The organism is Pseudomonas sp. GL-RE-29 (genome assembly GCF_019947275.1).
GTDB lineage: Bacteria > Pseudomonadota > Gammaproteobacteria > Pseudomonadales > Pseudomonadaceae > Aquipseudomonas > Aquipseudomonas fluorescens_A.
In genome coordinates this window covers 20,685-39,827 of sequence record NZ_JAGYGD010000031.1, presented here as the reverse complement: position 1 = coordinate 39,827, position 19,143 = coordinate 20,685, and the positions used below count along the sequence as shown (strand labels likewise).

Below are 19,143 nucleotides of genomic sequence, written 5' to 3'. Positions count from 1 at the left end.
TCAAACTCCTTATGCAAACCGTGCCAGAGCTTTAAACAGCAGAAGATCCAATGGCATGTAGAAGAAGTGCAGGAGCACCAGAAGGGCCACGACTATCGCGACACCACAGAGGATCATAAGCTTTCGCCACTTCTTGCGAAGTGCCATTTCCGCCTTGGTTGGAATGTAGGGAATAGCGACCAATACGCGCCGGCCCACCACACTCGACAGCGCCTCGACACCACGCACACGCTGATTCAGCATTTCCAGCAGCATCACCAGTGCACCCGCGCCGACCGGGGCGAGAACAAAGCCCAGGGCAACCACTTTCTTGCGGTTCGGCCTTACAGGCTTTTCGGGCATAAGTGGCGCCTCCAGCAAAACAAAACGTTCCGCTTTGTTTTCCTGTTCCAGGCTTTCGGAAATTTTCGCACTCATTTCCTTGGTGCGAATTTCCTCATACTTTTTACGGGCGTTGTCATGGTCACGCATCAGCGTAACCAGGCCGCGCTCGACTTGTGGCGTCTCAACAATTTGTGCCTCGTAGTCGCTGATCTTGCCGAGGAGTTCCTTCTTTTGATCGGCCAGCGACTTGATGCGTGTTTCTGCGGCGGCGATCCGGGCCTGAGCCTTGGCGACGTCGAGACTGACCGCAGGGGCTGCACTGGATGAACCGGTTCCCTTGGCCTCGAGCGCAGCGATTTTGCGTTTGACGGCACGCACATCGGGGTGAGCGTCGGTATACACCGTCAGCAATCTGGCGTACTCCGCCTTGAGGCTGCCCAGGTCCTGTGGCTTGTCCGTTGCCGCGGTGACCCCGGGTTTGGTCGCGACCCCGGCAACTGCTGCGGACAGTTCCAGCTCATTGAAGCGCAATTCCTCACGGGCAGCCTTGACGTCACGGTCGACTTCCTTGAGCTCGGATTCAGCGCGCGTCAGCATGTTCATGCGCAATTCCTGATGCTCAGGCAGCGCGTTGCTGTGAGCCTGCTTGAAGTCTGCCAACTGGTTTTCCAGGGCTTGCAGTTCAATCCTGAGCTTGTCCGCTTCCTGTGTCAGGAACTCTGTCGTTTCACTGGCACGCTCGGTGCGTTGCTTGATGTTTTCATCCAGAAACAGGGTTACCAGTTCTTTGGCAACCTCATTCGCAACCTCAGGCTCACGGTGCTCAAACGCAAGACGGAACGCAATAGTCACTTCTCCGCGGCCTTTGACGTCAGCACTGACCAAGGAGACTGAAATCGCATTGCGCATCTCGTCAATCTTCTCGGACAGGGTCAGCTGCCGGCTTTGCTTCGAAAAAAGATTGTATTTGTTGATGATTCCTTCCAGATGCTCACGGGTCATTACGCGCTGGCGAATGACCTCGATGCGCTCATCGGCGAAGGAATTGTTATTGGCGGCAACCAGATCCGGTGAAATCTGCTGAGACTCCACCAAAATGGTACCGGATGACTGATAGATAGGCGGGATAGAGATCGCCACCGCCACAGACACACCGAGGATTACCGCGCAACTGACGATTAACAGCAGGGCGTGGTGCTTGATTACAGCGATGTAGTCGTTGAGCGACATTTCGTATTCAGAGGTCATATTTCTCACGCAGCTGAATTTCAGAAGTCAGGATGACTATAGGTCAACGTCATCCCGATGATGTTGGCGTTGGCATCTTGCAAGCCATCTTGCTGGCGTTCTTTGTACGTAAAGGATAGGCGCGCTACCCAAAAAGGCGAGAGTTCCCGACTGGCCCAGACACCGTACTGGCGCAGGGTATTCGGTATTTGCCCCTTACTGTCCTGCCATGAAGCATCGAAACCGGTGCGACTGAGTTCGTCGATGGAATAACTCCAGACACCTCTTACGTCATCCACTTCGTTGAAGCCACCATCACCGCTGGCGACAGTGCCACGACTGGCGTCGAAGCTCGTCTCGACACGCTCACCGGTATATTGCAGCGTAACGCCGCCTTGACCCGTAGGACCGTCGCCCGTGCCAGACACTTTATTGACACCGGCATACAGCGACCCCTTGAACCGCTCGGAGAACTGGTAGTTCACCCCGACGGTGGGGGTATAGCTGTCGGAGGACTCCACCACCGCGTCCGACTCCGGCTCATAGTGCCTCACGCCAAATCGCGTGAACAACTCGGTACGCTCGCTCCACGCATAGCTCCAGGTGAAGCGCGTCGCCAGTTCGTCGTAGCTGGTCAGCGTGTCGATATCGTAATTGACGCTTGCGTATTCGGTGTCGTTAGCCAGGGTGCTTCGCTCAGTGAGCGCAGTCTTCCAGTTACCGGCCAGCGAATAGAGTTTTTGCGTGCCATCGGGGGCAACGACACCGGTATCCAGAACCGTGGTGGAGAGCGTAGAGGTCTCGACGTATTTCGCTGCGAGCCCAAAGGCACCCTTTTCGGTTTCGCGCTGCCAACCCAACAGGACCCTGGGGTCTTCACGATCCAGAACGATATCAGGATCGGACGAACGCTCCACGTTGACGCCGAGGCCGAACCGAAACTCGTCCGCACCGGAAGTACCCAGGAGAGTGACATCGGGGGCGATGATGGTTCGAGTCACAGCTTTCTGATTGCCCGGATTGAGCAATGGGTTGGTGTCGTGCTCGACAGTCATGGGCAGCGCGACGGCTGATTGCCAGGTGGCCGCGTAGGCCACACCCGAATGCGGCAAAGTCAGGATCGCAGTGGCGATCCCGACTCTATGCAGCAATGGCAAGTGGATTACGTTGCGCAAGATCAAGGTACGACCAACGTATCGCCGGCTTTGAGTACGTAGTTGGTGGACATGTCGTCCCCAGAAATCAAGTCGTTGTAGCGAACCCGCAATACCTCTTGTTTCGCCCCATTACGACGCACGACCTTGATACCTTTTGTGTCCGCAAATTTGTCCAGTCCACCCGCCATACTCACGACTTGAAGTACGTCAGTTTGACCTGACAATTGCACACTACCAGGCTTGAGTACCTTGCCCTGCACATAGACGCGATTGCCTTCAGTGCCAGTGACTACAACGCTGACATTCGGATCCGGAATGAATTTTTCAAGCTTGGAAGCGACTTTCTTTTCGACAGCACTTGCATCTAGTCCTGCGACATCAACTTTACCTGCCAGAGGGAAGGTGATGGTGCCGTCGGGAAGTACGCGCACGTCCTGTTTCAGCTTGTCTTCACCCCAAACTGAAACAGAAAGGGCATCACCCGGGTTAAGCCGGTAAGCCGGGTCTGATTCATCGGCATTGGAAATGCTGGGCAGCAAAGCCAGCGCGCAGAGCGCAGGTAACAAGAAACGCTTCATTGGGATCCCTCCGCTTAAATAGCCTTACTACGAGTTTCACACAAAAACCGGGCCATTTCACTCTCTCCCAATTCACGTCAAAGATCGATCGAACGCCAATCGTCTCCGGCTTATCTGGCGACTGCTCTTAGTCACCTGACACCGCGCTACCCGAACAAAAATTCAGATAACGAAATAATGTTATTCAACAGAAACTTGCAATCAACAAACTAACGACGGATTCAAAACGTCAAATTACTCACACCAAACACTTAGACTTCCATTCAACTAACCGATCGCCCCGATTACACTTTCCGCCGATTGGCAACGACGATAAATCCAAACAGTGCAGAAGAAAATAACCAGGCTGCCGCGGGAAGCGGTACCGCATTCGATGGACTGGCAAACGAATCAGCGGTGGCAGTTGGATCGATAGCTTGCACATCTTTCAACTGTTCGCTGGAAGTCGCCGCCATTAAACCGTCACACGAAGAAGAATTGACGGCATTGCCTTTCCCCGATTCCGAGCGATAGATGACGCTGCTGAACTGCGCAAGTTGAGCGCTGTTGCTGACCAACGAAGGCACCCCCAGGCTGCTTTCAAAAGTAGAAAGCTCGCCAGTTGCCGGCCCCTCCAGATCCAGGCCGGTTTCGGTCACCAGATCTGCACAGGCGATGTTCATATTATTAAATTCATTGGTGAAACTGGTCGCTTGCGCACTAAAGACCGCTGCACCATTGAGAAGCGTCGAAAACAATACGAATTTAATGAAAAGTGTCGGACGCATTTCATCGCCTCCCTGCATACAGGGTAATTATTTCGGGGAATGGAGGAATATCTATCGGGTTAAATTCAGCGTATAAGCACATAGCCATTACGTCAATAGCTCGTCACCATAATTGATAAAAATAAAAAAACCGACCAGATGACGTCAAAATATCGGCACAGCACGCTGATCTTGGATCCGCTCTTCCCAACAGTGAAACAGCATCAGGATTGAGCGTTATCCCATTAGAAGGCATGGGTTTATTGTGATCTCAATGGGTTTTCTGCCCTCCACAACGAGCTGGTTTATAGCGCGTATTTGATGAGTGAAATTTGACTGACGGTTTTCCAGCGCCTAAATCTATTTGCCAATCAAAAGCGATTTCATTCATAAAAATGACGCTTGCCCTGTTTGCCGTTGAAAAGCCGCGCTCTGCTAAGGTTTTCCTATCTGTTTCACTGCCAAGGGGTGCTATCTATGACCACGTCTACGCCAATCGGTAACGCCTCCCCTGAACCGCAATCCATCTGTAACGCCATCACCAGCAGCGCCATTTTTATCGTTGCAACTTTGATGCCCGGAAGTGAGCCTGCCAGAAAAGCGCGGGCGTGGTGTGCTGACGTCGCCGCTCTCACGCGGACCCATGACGTGAATCGCCCTCTCCATCGTGACGCAGCAACCTAGCGAAGCCTTGCCTGCGTACCACAGCGCGGCAAAGGCGTTGTAGGCGTTTGGTCTCGCCGTGGCAGTGGCTTACTTTGCCTATATCGTTTTTTTACCTGAATGGCGATCGGCATCAGCCCCGACTCTCTTGCAGCAGATGGTCGACCACTTGCTGGATCCGTCGGTGCGGGTCCGTTTCTGAAGGCCTTGTCTGCTCATAACACGCTCGCTGACGGCTGGCACTGTTGCCAGCCAACAGCAGCGCCTGAGCCTGATCAAAAACCCAGGCCGCGCCCATCCGCTCTGCGGTGCTCGCGAATCTCGACCGAGCCTGTGCCAGCCATTGACCAGCGTCGATCACTTCGCCTTGACCATCGGTCATAAAACGTCCCGCCAGGCCGTAGCGTTTGGCCTGCCAATGGTTTTCCTTGAGCAACCAGCGGGCTGTCGTGTCATAGCGGGCGCCGGGGTTGGCGCTTGAAATGGCGAATGCCACCATCACCCTGAACAAGGTCGCCAGCAGTACCGCGTCGCCCACGCGCGGGCAGGCGTCAGTGATGCGCAGTTCCAGAGTCGGGTAACGCGTTGCAGGACGAATACCCCACCAACCATTGCCGCCACTTTCAATCGCCCCCATGCGCCGTAGCAGCGCCAGATACTGCTGATACTCGCACTCATCCTTAAAGTATTCGGGGACTCCCATCCGCGGCCAGCCATCGCAGACAACCTGTCGATAACTCATGAACCCGCTGTCGGCGCCCTGCCAGTAAGGAGAGGAACAACTGAGCAGGAGTAACAGCGGCAACCAGGGCACCACTTCATTCATGACCGCGACACGATCGATGCCTTCAGGAATCTCGACGTGCACATGCAGCCCACTGAGTACACTGCGCTGCGCCACCGATTGATACTCTTGAAATAGCTGATCAAAGTGCGGCCCCCGTGTCGCACGTTGATCACGCCAGCGAGCCAGCGGATGCGTACCCGCGCAGAGTAGGCCCAATCCGTGCCGCGCCAGCGCTTGGTTCAACCGCGAACGCACGTCGCGAAGAAAGTCCGACGCCTGCTCTGCCGTCACGAATATCGGTGACGCCACTTCGACTTGTCCCTTGAACATTTCATAGGCGAACCCCGGCCCGACCGCCTCGTGACACTCCTCCAACAGATCAACGCTCGGTTCAGCGATCATCTGCCGGGTTGTCAGGTCCGTGAGGAAATACTCTTCCTCAATGCCGAATCGGGGAGTCGATTCCATCGCGACGCTCCTGTCATGGCCTGCGGGTCACGGTAAGTGCCACGACCGCTATGCGTTCCGCCTGTTCGTAACCGGGCTTGAGCAGTTCCTCGCCAAACACATCGGGATCGAGCTCACGGTAAGTCCAGGTAAAGGCATCGCTGGCCAGCATGGGCCGGACGGATTCGAGAAACGGGTCGTCGCCGGCCACCATCGCAACGCCCGTGTACAACACCAGACTTCCGTTCTGTTGCAAACGCGGTAACGCTTCACGAACGATTCGCAGCGACAAGGCTTCACCCAGCGCCCCTCCTCCATCGCGATAGGCACGGTGCTGGCTGTCATTCATATAAGGAGGGTTGGCTATGATCAGGTCGAACAGGCCGTCGACGCTGCCCAGCAAATCGCTGTGGTAAACACTGAGATTGTTGACCCCGGCCAGCTCGGCATTGACCGCCGTCAATCGCAGGGCTCGCGGGTTGATATCCACTGCCAGCACTTGCGCGTCATGTCGGGCGCGGGCGACGATCAGCGCCCCGACGCCAGCACCGCAGCCAATGTCCAGCACTCGCCGCAACGGCTCGAAGTGCTGCTGCAAATGAGCTTCGATCAGTAATGCAAAGCGGTAGCTGTCAGGCCCGAAAAATACCGAGTCGGTTTGCGTGGTCGGATACACCGAGTGCGCGAACAACAAACCATCGAGGCTCGACCAGCGCACCGTGCTGCGCCACAGCGAGCCATGCCTCTCGACGATACCCGCCTGCTCCAGCGTTGCAAGCTCCTCCCGTGGGAAAAGCGTGTGGTCGAACGGCAGCGACCAACCGAAGACATCGCGCAGATCCTTGGCCAAGGACCCAGCAGCGCGCTTATAGATTCTCTCGTGCGTCAAAGGCGTCGGAGTGACGAAACGATAATCCTCGGCAATCAGACGCTTGCCCAATTCCAGTAAGGCACGATCGGCAATTTGTTGTTCTGACATTGGGCGCTCCTCACTCAAATGGCTTGCTCCATCCACAAATGAGTAAAGCGCTCGCGGAAAATTCCATTTAGATATGCAAGCCATCGGGACGAGTCTTCCCACGCAGCACTGGAACTCGACCGCTTGCGCGGCGTCACTCACTATAGAAAGCGGTGGAAGCGACGTTGATGGATTATTTGAACTGGCTGCAATGGCCCGCCATGCTCGTGACCGTTCTGGCCGCCTGGCTAATCGGTTCGTGCCGCCCGCAAAGTCGGGTGAGTGGCTTCATTTGTTTTATCGTCAGCAATATTCTGTGGGTGCTGTGGGGCTTTCACAGTCAGGCGTACGCGCTGATCGTTTTGCAATTCTGTCTGTTTGCGATGAACCTGCGCGGGTTTCGCAAGAATGCTGACTTAAGAAAATCTTGAGACAAATGCAAACTTGTGGCGAGGGAGCTTGCTCCCGCTGGACTGCGAGGCAGGTCTCTGTTTTTGGGGGTCGCTTCGCAACCCAGCAGGAGCAAGCTCCCTCGCCACAGCCACTCGTCCGCTGCGTCGCACCTTCGTCTTCCTTGACTCTTCCAATGTCGTACATCCACTCGCTAGGAAGACTCAAATGATCAACAAAAAAATTGTAGCGCTGGCGTTCGCTGGCCTTCTGTCCACCGGTTCGCTTTACGCTTTGGCCGCAGAGAAAACCACGGAAGGATCCGCCCTTCCACCGGGCACTGCGCAACCTCAAGGCAATGAATCGAACAGCGTCGGCACCGGAACTGATGGCGGTACTTCGACCAAAGGGATTGATGGTAAAACCGGCTCCATGTCCAACGGGGCCGACGCAGGCACCACAGACAATGGTCCTTCCCCCGCTGGCGGCTCGAAAGGGGGCGGTGAAGGTAAAGGCGGCGGCTCCGGCAGCTGAAAGATAATCACCACACAATCGTAAATCTGTGGCGAGGGAGCTTGCTCCCGCTGGACTGCGAAGCAGGCCCCTTCTTTTTTGGGGGTCGCTTCGCGGACCTGCGGGAGCAAGCTCCCTCTCCAAAAGTACGGCGTGCGTTCAGTGATAATCCGCCCCCGCCACTGCACGCAGGTAAGCCTGATCCGCCTCCACACGCAGGTCCCGCCACTCCTGCCAGTCCACGATACCTAGACGATCCATCTCATCGGCCAATCGAAGCAGCTCATCGTGATAGGCATCCGGGCAGTCCATGCGCAGCGAACAGTTCTCGAGTGCACAATGCCACGAATCCAGGGCACGTAGTCTGCGTTCTTGAGCGGCTGTCAGCAGGTTCTTGAAAGCGTTCATGGCGGCATGAATCCGTGAGTATTTCTGAGTGGATCAGGCGATTCGGACTCAGGTTCATGAGGGCCGACCAGAGGCACGAATTCGCAATGGACCGTCGCTAACCCAGTGCGGTATCGAGAAACATCATCACCCCAAAACCCAGCATCAGTCCCAGCTTTGCCGGCGTTTCGTGGCCATTGCGATGGGTCTCGGGGATGACTTCATGGGACACCACAAAAATCATCGCACCAGCAGCAAGTCCCAGGGCGACCGGATAACCCAAAGCGAAGCTGGTGGAAATGCCGAGGCCGACAACAGCCCCTAAGGGCTCCATCAATCCGGACCCTACGGCAATCAACGCAGCGCGCAGGACGGAGATACCCGTCACCCGCAGCGCCAGTGCAACAGCGAGTCCTTCGGGAATGTCCTGAATGGCAATCGCGGTTGTCAGCGGCAGGCCGACCTTCATATCACCGGTTGCAAAGCTGACGCCGATCGCCATGCCTTCGGGCAAGTTGTGCAAGGTGATCGCCAGGACGAACAACCAGATTCGATTGATCCGCTGAGCTTCCACACCCTTACGCCCAATGCGTTGATGTTCATGGGGAACAAAGCGATCAAGCCCGACCATCAGCGCCACGCCCAGCCCCAACCCCAGCACGACAACGCCGGCGGCCAACAGCTTGTTGCTGCAAATCGCCTGTGCCGCCGCGATACCGGGCAGGATCAGAGAAAACGAACTGGCGGCGAGCATCATGCCGGCTGCGAACCCCAGCATGACGTCCTGGGTACGTGCCGAGATGTTGCGCAAGACCAGCGCGACAACGGCGCCGGCCGCCGTCGCTGCGAAGCCCGACAGGCCGCCCAGTAACGCATAGCTCAGGTTGACCCTGTTGGCTCCGGTAAATGCGCTGTAGCCACTGACCAGCAAAAGCACCGTGACGCCCACGAGGGTTGACCAGAAAAACACACTGAGCCAGAAGCTGCTTTTTCGAAGGTCGAACCCGGCATGCCAGGGTGCCCTCACGGGCGAAGATTGTTCGGGCATGACAACACCTGCATAGAAAACCGCACGCCGGGTGGCGTGCGGTGAGCCTCATCAGGCCGCATCTTTTCCTTGTGCGCCCGCCCCCAAGTCCGCTCCAGTGACTGGATCGCTTTCGGTGTCCGAAGCGGTGCGGACCATCATGTTCAGCAGCAACGTTTCTTCCTCCGCACTTAGTTGCACGGTCGCCGTGCCGTCACCGCCATCGACGGCCGGCATGGGGTTTTCCACGTAGTCCCAATCCTCACCCTCGTTCCATGGCCCGCGTGTACTGCCTTCACCCTGGGACAAGTTGAAGTAGACGTTGGTGAACTCCGGCATGCCGGGGAGTTTGCCTTGGGGAAAGTTCGGCTGGATCGCGTGCAAGGCTTTCTCGAACGACAGCTGATGCGCGATCTCCCGGGTCATGAGAAATCCCAGGGCCTCTTTGACGCCGGGATCATCGGTGACATTCATCAGTCGTTCGTAAACGATTTTTGCCCGCGCCTCTGCCGCGATATTGGATCGAAAGTCGGCGGTCGGCTCGCCGATGGTATCGACGTAAGCGGCAGACCACGGCACGCCAGCCGAGTTGGTCAGTGGCGCACCGGCGCCGTACAACAGACTGGTGATGTGTGAATCGTTGCCGGCGCCGTTGATTGCGCGGTACAGCTCACCCTCCTCTTCCACGCCTTCTGCCATTCGGCCCTTGGCGCCTTTGTTCAGCATCACGATGATTGAGCCGACGATCTCGAGGTGACTGAGCTCCTCGGTCGCGATGTCCATCAGCAGGTCTTTTCTTCCCGGATCATCCTCTGCCAAAGCTTGAGTGAAGTACCTGGACGCGGCGGCCAGTTCACCTTGAGCCCCACCAAACTGCTCAAGTAAAAGGTTAGCCAGACCCGGATTGGGTTGGGCAACACGCACGGTGTATTGAAGTCGTTTGTTATGCAGGAACATGACGATTCTCCTCAGGCCTTACAGGCGCCGATACTCATCCGGTGATTCACCGAATGCGGCACCCACAGTCATCTGAAGGTGATGCCCCTGGAATAATTTTATAAAGATTGGGGGCTCGCGACAGGCGGTGTTTAGCGGTGTAAATCGGGGTGTTTTGCCACCAGCCGTCGGTCGGTTTTCAAAGCAATAAAACTTTGTACGCTGGCCGATCTCTGTAGGAGCCGGCTTGCTGGCGATGATCGATAACGATGATGCGTATGAACGGGCGATATGCGGCGCGTTTGAGATTGATCGCCAGCAAGCCGGCTCCTACAGGAGATCCAAAAAAAGGGAGGCCGCTTAACGGCCTCCCGATTTACCCGGCACTTTTTTACGTTGTGCCCAACCCACGCGACAGGTCAGCTGGAGCAGAGGCTGTTGTAGGTTGCGCAGTACTCTGGCCCTCTTCGACATCCGTATGATCGGTAGTCCGGGTCACCGTATCGCGCACCGTTTCAAAGCCTTCCCGCGCTTGCTGTTTGACCTTGTCGGTGAGACTCGCGCTGGTCTTGCCCATGTAGCGTTGTTCAGCCGCAGTGGAAGGCAATGCGGCTCCGAGCATGGCACCGAGGGCGATACCAGCGGCTGCCACCATCAGCGGTTGGTCCTTGAGCAACTGGCTGAATTGCGTACTCATCACCTGCGTGCTGCGCATCAACCGGTCACCAGCGTCGTGCACGGTGTGGCTGATGGAGTCCGTTGCTGCACTGAAGCTGTCACCGACCGACGCCGCTTTATCCTTGACCGAGTGAAAACCTTCTTTCAGGGAATCGGCCGTTTGGTGCACGCGTTCGCGCGCACTGTCGATGCCCTCCGCCATGCCGTCGGTCCACTCGCCAAGCGTGCTCTGATCCGGTCCCACGCGATAGCCTGGACGCGGCACTGGCGGACGGTTCTGGCTCATGATCAACCACAGCAATCCAACCGACGTCAGCACCGCCGGAACCGGATTGTTGCGCACGCTGGTGCCTAGGTTGCCGAGGAATGCCGTGCCATTGCTCTGCATCATTCCCAGCGCTTGATCGAACATTTGACCCGGTGTGAATTTACTTTCCAGCGCGTCGACAATGTTGCCGATGCTGGCCCGCTGCGCATCGATTTCCCGTTCGATGGCTTCGGGGCTTTTTTGCGACTCGAGGTCGAATTCACCGTTCATGAGACTTTCCTCCGCAGCGCTTCCTGGTCTTTGTTCAAGGCGTCCAGCGTGCGATCAGGCTTGAAGTGGGATGGCTCGAATTGCTTTTTCCCCGACTGCAGCATGGCGAATCCAATAATCATCACCACCACGCCGACAATCAGCGCTGCCAGCCACGGCACCATCACCATGCTGAGGGCATAGACGGCGGACATCAGCAAGATGATGAACCCTGCCAGCAGCACAATGGCACCACCCGCAACACCGGCAATCCCGGCTTTAAGCGTCGTGAGGCTTTCCTGCAATTCGGCCTTGGCCAGCGCCAGTTCCTTGGTGAACAGCGCGGGTACTTCACGGGACAATTGCCGCAGCAAGCCAACCACGGAAGCGTCTTGTTCAGGCACGGCCATTGGCCTTGAGCCCGGCAGATCCGGATTTTCTCTGTTCATCTCAGTTCTCCATTGGCGATAGTCGAACCCGGTGTTGCAGCGGTTGCGAAGTCCGAAGGATGGTCATGTTCATTTGGCGAAGCCGGCGTGATGCCAGTGGCCAAGCCGGGGCTCGAATCACTACGTGACGGGACGGAGCTTTCATAGGGGCGTTGCGCACCGAACCCGCCGGCGGGAGGCATAGAGGTTCCGGCTGCCGGGTCTCGCTCAGCGCTGAATGCCGACGCGGAGGACGTGCCGGCCTTGAGAAAACGCGACAAGCCAAAGCCCAGCGCAATGCTGCCGGCGATGAACAGTGCCGGGTTGTTGCGGGCCAGGTCGGCGCCGTCGTGCAGCAACTGTTCGGCGCTTTTTCCGCGCAGGTTGCCGGCCAGGCTGCTCATGGATTCGGCGATGTCGGAGAGATAGTCAGACATGCCCAGCGTGTCGCTGCTTTCCAGTTCGGACACGACTGATTTTGCTCCCTTGGCCAATGCCTCTATCTGGTCTGCCGCGGTGTCGCGGTATTGCCCGAACTGCGCATCGGCCTGTTGCCTCGCACCGCCGAGCGCCTCGGTGACGTCCTCCTTTAAATGTTGAAAGTCTGGTTCAGGTTTTTCTGCCCCCTGCTGCTCGGGCCGGTTTTCAGCGCTGGTATCTGAAGTATTCATGACGCCCCTCGATTTCTAGATGAAAAGGGAAAAGGGCTCGCCACGAAATGCCGCAGCCTCCCTTAAAACAGATGACGGAGCGCGGTTAACGGGAGTTCCAATGGAATGATGATCGACTGGAAAAGTCGCGGCAGCGGATGTGATCTGGCGTTTAGGTCGTCACTTCGATTGAACGTTGTGCCCGCATCGCCATCAGCGTGAGGGCGTTGCCCAATGCTGCGCCGCTGGCGGTGTTGTCGAAAATGCACCAGGTTGTCTGACCGGCGGCTACGGCTTCTTGAAGTTCAATCGCCAGCGTTTCCAGGTAGTGCAATTCATAGCGGCTGAAGTAAATGCGTGGCGAGCCATGCAGCCGCCAATACTTCACACCCGACCATCCTCGCGGACTGGAGTCCGTGCTGATGCGCGATGGATCGACCGCTGCCTGGGCGATGCGATAGTTAACCAGCATCGCCTCAGCCTCGGTCCAGGATTCATGTCGGGGTTCCAACACGACATCCCCGAAAAAACGCTCTCTCAGAGCATTGAAAAATGCCTCGGCAACTGAGTCATCAAACGCCAGTGACGGCGCAAGCTGCACCAGCAAGCAGCCGAGGCGATCCTCCAAGCCTGAGCATTGAGACAGAAATTCATCCAGCGCCAGCTCACAGTTTTGCAGGCGCTGCTCATGGGTCATCAACTTCGGCACTTTGACGCTGAAGCGAAACCCGTCCGGCACCGAAGCCGCCCATCGTTCGTAGGTTTGCCGACGGTGCGGACGATAGAACGAGCTATTGATTTCGACGCCACTCAATCGCGAGGCATAGCGTTGCAAGTGCGTACCTTCTGCCGCAAAGGCAGGCGCATGCTCGCGACTTAAATTCCAGCCGGCACACCCGATGACAATCGGCAGACTGTTCAACGCCTGATCGCCTCTACACCGTGGTCACCCCTCGATCGGCAAACACCGGGATGTCTTCCACGGGTTCCGCCAGCGGCTCGACAGGCGCACCCGGCACCAGAATCACCTTGCGGCAATCTTGCAGGCGCTTGTCGAAGATCTCGTAGGCTTCGGACGCCTGCTCCAGGGACATACGGTGAGTGATGATCGCCTCCGGGTTCAAATGACCGAGTTCGATGTGCTCCAGCAGTTCAGGCAGAAAACGTTGCACGTGGGTCTGACCCATCTTGAACGTCAGCCCCTTGTCGAAGGCATCGCCGAACAGGAAACCATGGATGAAGCCCGCATACACGCCGGGTACGCTCACCACCCCGCCTCTTCGTACCGCAGCGATGCACTGACGCAACGCCTTGCCGCTGCTGCCTTCGAGCTTCAAGGTGGCGAGCACCGTTTCCGTGGTACTGCCCTTGGCCTCGAACCCCACGGCATCGATCACCGCGTCCACGCCGCGCATGCCCGCAGTCTGGCGAATGATCGTGTCAGCCGGATCATCGTCGTCATCGAAGTTGATTGGGGTGACACCATAGGTTTTCTGCGCGTAAGCCAGGCGATAAGCGTGGTGATCGACCATGAAAATCTGTTCCGCGCCCAACATTCTGGCGCACGCAGCGCTCAACAAACCCACGGGACCTGCACCATAAATCGCGACGCTGGAACCTTTGCCGATTTCGGCGTTGATCACCGCTTGCCAGGCCGTGGGCAAGATATCGGACAGAAACAACACCTTCTCGTCCGCCAGGGTGCCCGGCACTTTGAACGGTCCGGTGTTGGCTTTTGGTACACGCACTAATTCAGCCTGCCCACCGGGAATTCCGCCATACAGACGGCTGTAGCCAAACAACGCAGCGCCCGGCGGGATGGATTTTTTGTTGAGATTGGCGCCGCGCCCGTCATTGGTGGTTTCGCACGCGGCGTACAGTTGCTGTTGGCAGAAGAAGCAGTCGCCGCAGGCAATCACGAACGGAATGACCACGCGATCGCCGCGCTGCACTTTCGTCACCGCGCGACCAGTGTCTTCGACAATCCCCATGAACTCATGGCCGAAGATATCGCCGTGCTCCACGGTGGGAATTTTGCCGCGGTACAGGTGCAGGTCTGATCCGCAAATCGCGGTAGCAGTGACGCGCAGGATGATGTCGTCAGGCTGCTCGATGATCGGATCGGGTACGGTTTCGACTTTTACCTTGTGGGCACCGTGGTAGGTCATTGCTCGCATGAACGTCACTCCTCAGCCTGATCGGACGGACTCCGTATGAGTTAAGGGTGTGGGCGCAGAACAGCGGTTCCTTTTTTCATTGCGGGTAGCCGATCAATGGTTGGAAGGCCTGGTTTCTTCGGTCGAGGATAAATACTTGCAACCAATTTCCAGGCAATCGGGTCGACATCGGAAAGCCATGCTATCGGTGCCATGCACCCTGGAGATTTGCAGATGATTGGAGTCATTGTCCCGGTGCACAACGAAGAACAGCATTTGGAACACTGCATCGAGTCATTGCTGGCGGCTTCTTTTCATCAAGGCCTGGACAACGAAGAGGTAAAAATCCTCATTGTTCTGGATGACTGCATTGACACCTCGCTGGACATCGCACGCACCTACGACGTGATGACCATCTCCTGCACCCACCGCAACGTCGGCAAAGCCCGGGCGCACGGTGCCGAGCACCTGCTGGCGAAAGACGCACGGTGGCTGGCGTTCACCGATGCCGACACAGTGGTGCCCGATTCCTGGCTGGCCGAGCAGATCAGGTTCAATGTCGATGCGGTCTGCGGGTTGGTCGACGTCAACGATTGGTCCGAACATCCAACCGGGGTGCGCGAGCGATATCACGCCCATTACCACGCCGTGGATGGCCACCGGCATATCCATGGGGCGAACCTGGGCGTCTCTTCGGCGGCCTATCGCAAGGCTGGTGGATTCCAGGCTTTGCCCGCCCATGAAGACGTGCAACTGGTCGCCGATCTGGAACGCAGCGGCGCGAGCATCTTGTGGACGGCGACCAACCGGGTTACCACCAGCGCTCGCAAGAACTGCCGGTGTCGGGAAGGCTTCGGCGATTACCTGAAGTCGTTGGCTTAGTCGTTAGTCGCTGGTCTCGGCCAGATCAATCGAGGCGGAATGGCGGCACCAGTATTCCAGGAGAAAATCCGTCTCTTCATGGCGGATCAGACGATGCAAACCCAGACCTTGCGCGAGCGCTCGATGGGCTTCCCTGCCGTCCTGCGAGCATCCATCGACCTCAATCGGATGCAGCCAATGACAGGCCAACACGCCACCTTCCTGGCTCAGGCTGCGCATTGTGTTCTCGATGACTTGCGCCCATTCGCCCGGGTCGAGAAAGTACCCCACCTCGCTCAACACAATCAGATCGAACTCACCGTTCGGCCAGTCTCGGGGCATGCGAGCTTGCTCAACGCGAACATGGTGGTGCTGACTCAAACGGCTTCGCGCCAGCTCCACGGCTTTCTCGTTGAGGTCCTGACACAGCAATGAATCACAACGCTCGGCCAGCCGTGCGCTGAGCTCACCATTGGCGCAGCCCGGTTCGAAAACCCGCTGGTAGCGCTGGCGCGGCAGGCTGGCCAGCGTCAGTTCACGTTTGCGCTTTTCATACCAGCGCGTACGGAAAGACCAAGGGTCGTCACTGGCACTGAACAGTTGCTCGAAGTAGTCAGGAGAAAGGCTCACAGGAACACCAGTTCAAAGGGCTGCAGCAGTCGTTCGATGGTTTCCTCGTCCAGCACGGCGGGGTTTTGGCCATCCGGATTGGTCTGGGAAACATGGGCTGCGATGGCTCGACGCTTGCGCGCCAACAGTAGCGGGTCCAGCAAGAATTTGTGCGCGCGAGCCCAGGGAATTCTCGGGTCCTGCGGTCGCGCCCAATGCCAGGCCCACACCGGCACTTCGATCAGGCAAGCGCCGGTTTTCGATGCCGCCAGAGCCGTCGCCCGACCGGTCGCTTCGTGGTCGCAATGGCCGTCCAATTGCCAGGTCGTGATCACACGATCGCCTGGGCGAAGCACTGTCGTCAGGCAATCAATCAACTGCCTCTCCAGCCCCGCTACGTCGCTGTCGGGGAATCCCAATCGCTGCCAGTTCAGTGCATCGATATCCAGACCCAACTGTTCGAGCGCTCGAGTACTTTCCAGCGGACGCTGTTGTCGCAACCGTGACGCTGGCCATGTCAGCGAGCCTTGATGACTGGCTTCGCCATCCGTGACCGCGATCATCAGGACATCGGCTTCACGGCCCTTCATCCCCGCCAACAGCCCGGCGCAACCGAGAATTTCATCGTCAGGATGCGGGGCGACCACCACCAGACGATGTCCCTGCGGAACCAGTTGTTGGTGGGTGATGGTTGGCACTTGCGCCAGCGCGGGACTGGACTGCCATTCGGTTAGGGTTGTCCCCGGACCACGAATCAGGTTTTCCGCCGGGGGCGATTGGATCTTCACAGCGTCCACCCCGTAACCGGTTGTGCCGAGATAAGTTTCCCGAGCTCCGCGAGATCTTTCTCGGCATGGCTCTGACGCATGAAAACTGGCAGATCGGCCGCAAGCCTGGCGAAGTGGCTGTTGCGGCAGAACGGCGTGGCACCCAATGCCCGTCCGACATGTTCTAGCACCAGGGTGGCGGCCGCTTCGATTTGCGCTCGCAATCGGCGCACCGGAATTTCCGCTGATTGACGAGGATGGCCGTCGATCCAGTGCGCTGTTTCTCGCAGCGCTGACGCGGCTGCACACAGCGCTGCATCGACTGCGCCGAGGTGCGCCTCGGCGTGCACATCGTGATGCGGCTTGCTGCAATGTTCACGAAGATAGCCGGCCAGCGCACACGCCGCGCCATACCAACAGGCGGCAATCCCGCCGCCGCCCTGCCAGAAACCGGGTCGGTGCAGATACGCCCCTGGTGCGCCGACGCAACGGGCAAGCGCTCCTTCAAATTCCACGTCAACGCTGGCCGTGCTGCTCATGCCAACGGCCTGCCAGCCATCATCGAACAGCCTGATGGTGGGTTGCTTCAACGCCACCGCCACCAGTTGTGGTCGTCGCTGTTCGTCCCATGCGGTTAATAGCGCCCAATCCAGCAGAGGCGCCCCGGAACACCAGGCTTTGCGGCCGTGCAGGTAAACCTGTTCGCCCTGGCGGTCGACAATGTTGACCTTGGCAAAGGGCGGTTCAGCGGCCCAAGTGCCCCAACTGCCAAGGGCTGAAGGATCGAAATACTCAAGCTCCGCCATAATCGCCAGCGCATCGGTGTGGCCTTCAAATAACTTGGTCAACGCCAGATCACTTCCGGCGACCGCGGCCAATGTGCGCCATCGATCCAGCGTCCGACCTTGCCCGGGCAACGGCAAATCCGCAAATCCGCCGCTGATGAGTTCCTGCATCAGCGGCTGCAACGCCACTTCCGCTGTGCGCACCGCAGGTCGGGAAGCGAATCGCTGCAGCAGGTGTTCGAAGGTTGCCGAGCTGCTCATGTCGCCGTTCTCCCCAGGGCATCTGTCTGTCTTGTTGTTCAGAGATGGCTAGCCGCGCAGGAGTTCATTGCAATGACGGCGACTCAGGCAGACCCGCGCGCGGCCAGGCACAGTGGCCGATACGCATCCACCAGCTGTTCAAGACTGAACGCAAGATTGCGTCCACTGGGATTGGGCAGGACCCACACCGACGCTCCGCCAAAGGTCTTCGGCTGAAGCCCCCACGCAACCTCCCGTTGACCCGACAACGCGCCATACGCCGCTTTGCCGAGAAACGCGACGAAGCGTGGCGCGTAACGCACGATTTTCTGTTCGAACGCTGCGGCCGCTGCGCTGAACTCATGCAACGACAGCTGATCGGCTCGCGCCGTCGGCCGGTCCACCACCGCTGTTAAACCACACTGATACTGCAAGATTGTCCGGTCGTTCTCCGGGCGCACTTCCTCGGGGGTAAAACCGGCGAGGTGCAGCGTGCGCCAGAAGCGATTGCCCCGGCCCGCAAAATGATGACCTTGGGCGGCGGCAGTCAATCCTGGATTGATGCCGCAGAAAATCACCGCAAGGTGCTCGGCCAGAATATCCTCGAGCCCCTCACCCACCGCAAATCACGCTGACCGCATCCCGCGCCAGTTCGGTCAGTTCCTCGCGGGATTTGCCCGCCCGAGCCCGAATCGAAATGCTGTGCAGCAGCGAAGACGCGAGTACCGCCAGCGCGGCTGCATCGACTTTGCTGTTCAGCTCGCCGGAATCGATCGCCAGTCGCAGGCGTGTTTCCAGATCGGCGTCGAGCCTGCTGAGTCGGTCCGAAAGCACCGCGCGGATTTCCGGATCCTCGACCGCTTCGGTAGTCGCCGTTCCGATTGCAAAGCAGCCTCGCGGTTGGCCCTCACCGGAAAAGTAAATCGACAGCTGCCCCTCATAAAAACGCATCAGCGCCTCACGCAAAGTCAGTTCGGGGTTCGTCAGTGCCTCGTGCATCGAAGCCGCGGCGGTCTCCCAATATTGCTCAAGCGCCTTCAGGTACAGCGCGTGCTTATCGCCGAACGCCGCGTAAAGGCTGGGGCGATTCATGCCGGCCGCCGTGGCGATGCTATCGAGTGAAGCGCCGGAATAACCGGTGCTCCAGAACACACCAAGCGCTTGCTGCAGCGCTGTCTGCGGGTCATACGCGCGAGGACGACCGCGGCCTTTGCCCTCTGCAGTTTTATTTTGTGCCATGTCGTACAAATTCCTTGTAGAAAGGTAAGTCGAGGGATATTCTTACACCATCGCACAAAATTAAGGAACCAGA

22 protein-coding genes and 1 pseudogene are annotated in these 19,143 nt (G+C 57.9%); 4 read left to right on the top strand and 19 right to left on the bottom strand.

The window, feature by feature from the left end:
- Nucleotides 1–9: 9 nt before the first annotated feature.
- From KGB21_RS22420 to KGB21_RS22405, 4 genes are all read right to left on the bottom strand, one after another.
- Nucleotides 10–1,572, bottom strand: a complete 1,563-nt coding sequence (locus tag KGB21_RS22420; protein ID WP_223506755.1) for a GumC family protein — start codon at nucleotides 1,570–1,572, stop codon at nucleotides 10–12.
- A gap of 20 nt (nucleotides 1,573–1,592) precedes the next feature.
- Nucleotides 1,593–2,708, bottom strand: coding sequence for a hypothetical protein (locus KGB21_RS22415; RefSeq protein ID WP_223506773.1), 1,116 nt, complete (start codon nucleotides 2,706–2,708; stop codon nucleotides 1,593–1,595).
- A 20-nt stretch (nucleotides 2,709–2,728) separates the two neighbouring features.
- Nucleotides 2,729–3,286, bottom strand: coding sequence for a polysaccharide biosynthesis/export family protein (locus tag KGB21_RS22410; protein WP_223506754.1), 558 nt, complete (start codon nucleotides 3,284–3,286; stop codon nucleotides 2,729–2,731).
- Nucleotides 3,287–3,570: 284 nt separating this feature from the next.
- Nucleotides 3,571–4,053, bottom strand: coding sequence for a VPLPA-CTERM sorting domain-containing protein (locus tag KGB21_RS22405; protein ID WP_223506753.1), 483 nt, complete (start codon nucleotides 4,051–4,053; stop codon nucleotides 3,571–3,573).
- Between the two features lie 456 nt (nucleotides 4,054–4,509).
- Here KGB21_RS22405 and KGB21_RS22400 point away from each other — a divergent pair.
- A pseudogene (locus KGB21_RS22400) lies at nucleotides 4,510–4,674 on the top strand (peroxidase); the annotation flags it as partial.
- A gap of 154 nt (nucleotides 4,675–4,828) precedes the next feature.
- Here the strand turns inward: KGB21_RS22400 and KGB21_RS22395 are convergent.
- On the bottom strand, nucleotides 4,829–5,950 hold the full coding sequence (locus KGB21_RS22395; protein ID WP_223506752.1) for a carboxylate-amine ligase: 1,122 nt from the start codon (nucleotides 5,948–5,950) through the stop codon (nucleotides 4,829–4,831).
- 13 nt (nucleotides 5,951–5,963) lie between these two features.
- Nucleotides 5,964–6,908, bottom strand: coding sequence for a methyltransferase (locus tag KGB21_RS22390; protein ID WP_223506751.1), 945 nt, complete (start codon nucleotides 6,906–6,908; stop codon nucleotides 5,964–5,966).
- A 167-nt stretch (nucleotides 6,909–7,075) separates the two neighbouring features.
- On the opposite strand from KGB21_RS22390, the gene KGB21_RS22385 reads away from it, so the two are divergent.
- Together KGB21_RS22385 and KGB21_RS22380 are read left to right on the top strand one after the other, a co-directional pair.
- On the top strand, nucleotides 7,076–7,318 hold the full coding sequence (locus KGB21_RS22385; RefSeq protein WP_034150288.1) for a hypothetical protein: 243 nt from the start codon (nucleotides 7,076–7,078) through the stop codon (nucleotides 7,316–7,318).
- Between the two features lie 187 nt (nucleotides 7,319–7,505).
- Nucleotides 7,506–7,811 carry a hypothetical protein gene (locus KGB21_RS22380; protein WP_034150289.1) on the top strand — a complete coding sequence of 102 codons (306 nt, stop codon included), beginning with the start codon at nucleotides 7,506–7,508 and terminating at the stop codon, nucleotides 7,809–7,811.
- A gap of 138 nt (nucleotides 7,812–7,949) precedes the next feature.
- Here the strand turns inward: KGB21_RS22380 and KGB21_RS22375 are convergent, their stop codons facing one another.
- The 8 genes from KGB21_RS22375 to KGB21_RS22340 form a co-directional block, all read right to left on the bottom strand.
- The gene (locus tag KGB21_RS22375) at nucleotides 7,950–8,198 is read right to left on the bottom strand and encodes a hypothetical protein (protein ID WP_034150290.1); all 249 of its coding nucleotides are present in this window, start codon (nucleotides 8,196–8,198) and stop codon (nucleotides 7,950–7,952) included.
- 97 nt (nucleotides 8,199–8,295) lie between these two features.
- A complete protein-coding gene (locus KGB21_RS22370) occupies nucleotides 8,296–9,225 on the bottom strand; it encodes a ZIP family metal transporter (RefSeq protein WP_223506750.1) in 930 nt (309 codons plus the stop codon).
- A gap of 51 nt (nucleotides 9,226–9,276) precedes the next feature.
- Nucleotides 9,277–10,161 carry a manganese catalase family protein gene (locus KGB21_RS22365; protein WP_034150292.1) on the bottom strand — a complete coding sequence of 295 codons (885 nt, stop codon included), beginning with the start codon at nucleotides 10,159–10,161 and terminating at the stop codon, nucleotides 9,277–9,279.
- Between the two features lie 370 nt (nucleotides 10,162–10,531).
- Nucleotides 10,532–11,356, bottom strand: coding sequence for a DUF3618 domain-containing protein (locus tag KGB21_RS22360; RefSeq protein WP_034150293.1), 825 nt, complete (start codon nucleotides 11,354–11,356; stop codon nucleotides 10,532–10,534).
- Nucleotides 11,353–11,784, bottom strand: coding sequence for a phage holin family protein (locus tag KGB21_RS22355; RefSeq protein ID WP_052321285.1), 432 nt, complete (start codon nucleotides 11,782–11,784; stop codon nucleotides 11,353–11,355). The genes KGB21_RS22360 and KGB21_RS22355 overlap by 4 nt, the downstream gene beginning before the upstream one ends.
- Nucleotides 11,781–12,434 (bottom strand): hypothetical protein, encoded by a 654-nt coding sequence (locus tag KGB21_RS22350; protein ID WP_034150294.1) that lies wholly within the window; start codon nucleotides 12,432–12,434, stop codon nucleotides 11,781–11,783. The genes KGB21_RS22355 and KGB21_RS22350 overlap by 4 nt, the downstream gene beginning before the upstream one ends.
- A gap of 151 nt (nucleotides 12,435–12,585) precedes the next feature.
- Nucleotides 12,586–13,326, bottom strand: a complete 741-nt coding sequence (locus KGB21_RS22345) for a DUF72 domain-containing protein (RefSeq protein ID WP_411741408.1) — start codon at nucleotides 13,324–13,326, stop codon at nucleotides 12,586–12,588.
- Between the two features lie 22 nt (nucleotides 13,327–13,348).
- Nucleotides 13,349–14,590 carry a zinc-dependent alcohol dehydrogenase gene (locus KGB21_RS22340; RefSeq protein ID WP_034150295.1) on the bottom strand — a complete coding sequence of 414 codons (1,242 nt, stop codon included), beginning with the start codon at nucleotides 14,588–14,590 and terminating at the stop codon, nucleotides 13,349–13,351.
- A gap of 213 nt (nucleotides 14,591–14,803) precedes the next feature.
- Between KGB21_RS22340 and KGB21_RS22335 the strand changes: the two genes are divergently transcribed.
- On the top strand, nucleotides 14,804–15,451 hold the full coding sequence (locus tag KGB21_RS22335; RefSeq protein WP_223506748.1) for a glycosyltransferase: 648 nt from the start codon (nucleotides 14,804–14,806) through the stop codon (nucleotides 15,449–15,451).
- 3 nt (nucleotides 15,452–15,454) lie between these two features.
- On the opposite strand, the gene KGB21_RS22330 is transcribed toward KGB21_RS22335, so the two are convergent.
- The 5 genes from KGB21_RS22330 to KGB21_RS22310 all read right to left on the bottom strand — a co-directional run bounded on the left by KGB21_RS22330 (nucleotide 15,455) and on the right by KGB21_RS22310 (nucleotide 19,070).
- Nucleotides 15,455–16,060, bottom strand: a complete 606-nt coding sequence (locus KGB21_RS22330; protein ID WP_223506747.1) for a class I SAM-dependent DNA methyltransferase — start codon at nucleotides 16,058–16,060, stop codon at nucleotides 15,455–15,457.
- Nucleotides 16,057–16,827 (bottom strand): PIG-L deacetylase family protein, encoded by a 771-nt coding sequence (locus KGB21_RS22325; RefSeq protein ID WP_034150374.1) that lies wholly within the window; start codon nucleotides 16,825–16,827, stop codon nucleotides 16,057–16,059. Before KGB21_RS22325 ends, KGB21_RS22330 begins: the two co-directional genes overlap by 4 nt.
- A complete protein-coding gene (locus tag KGB21_RS22320; protein WP_223506746.1) occupies nucleotides 16,824–17,852 on the bottom strand; it encodes an acyl-CoA dehydrogenase in 1,029 nt (342 codons plus the stop codon). Before KGB21_RS22320 ends, KGB21_RS22325 begins: the two co-directional genes overlap by 4 nt.
- A gap of 83 nt (nucleotides 17,853–17,935) precedes the next feature.
- Nucleotides 17,936–18,451, bottom strand: coding sequence for a G/U mismatch-specific DNA glycosylase (gene mug / locus KGB21_RS22315; protein WP_223506745.1), 516 nt, complete (start codon nucleotides 18,449–18,451; stop codon nucleotides 17,936–17,938).
- Nucleotides 18,444–19,070 carry a TetR/AcrR family transcriptional regulator gene (locus KGB21_RS22310; RefSeq protein ID WP_034150300.1) on the bottom strand — a complete coding sequence of 209 codons (627 nt, stop codon included), beginning with the start codon at nucleotides 19,068–19,070 and terminating at the stop codon, nucleotides 18,444–18,446. The genes mug and KGB21_RS22310 overlap by 8 nt, the downstream gene beginning before the upstream one ends.
- Nucleotides 19,071–19,143: the final 73 nt, after the last annotated feature.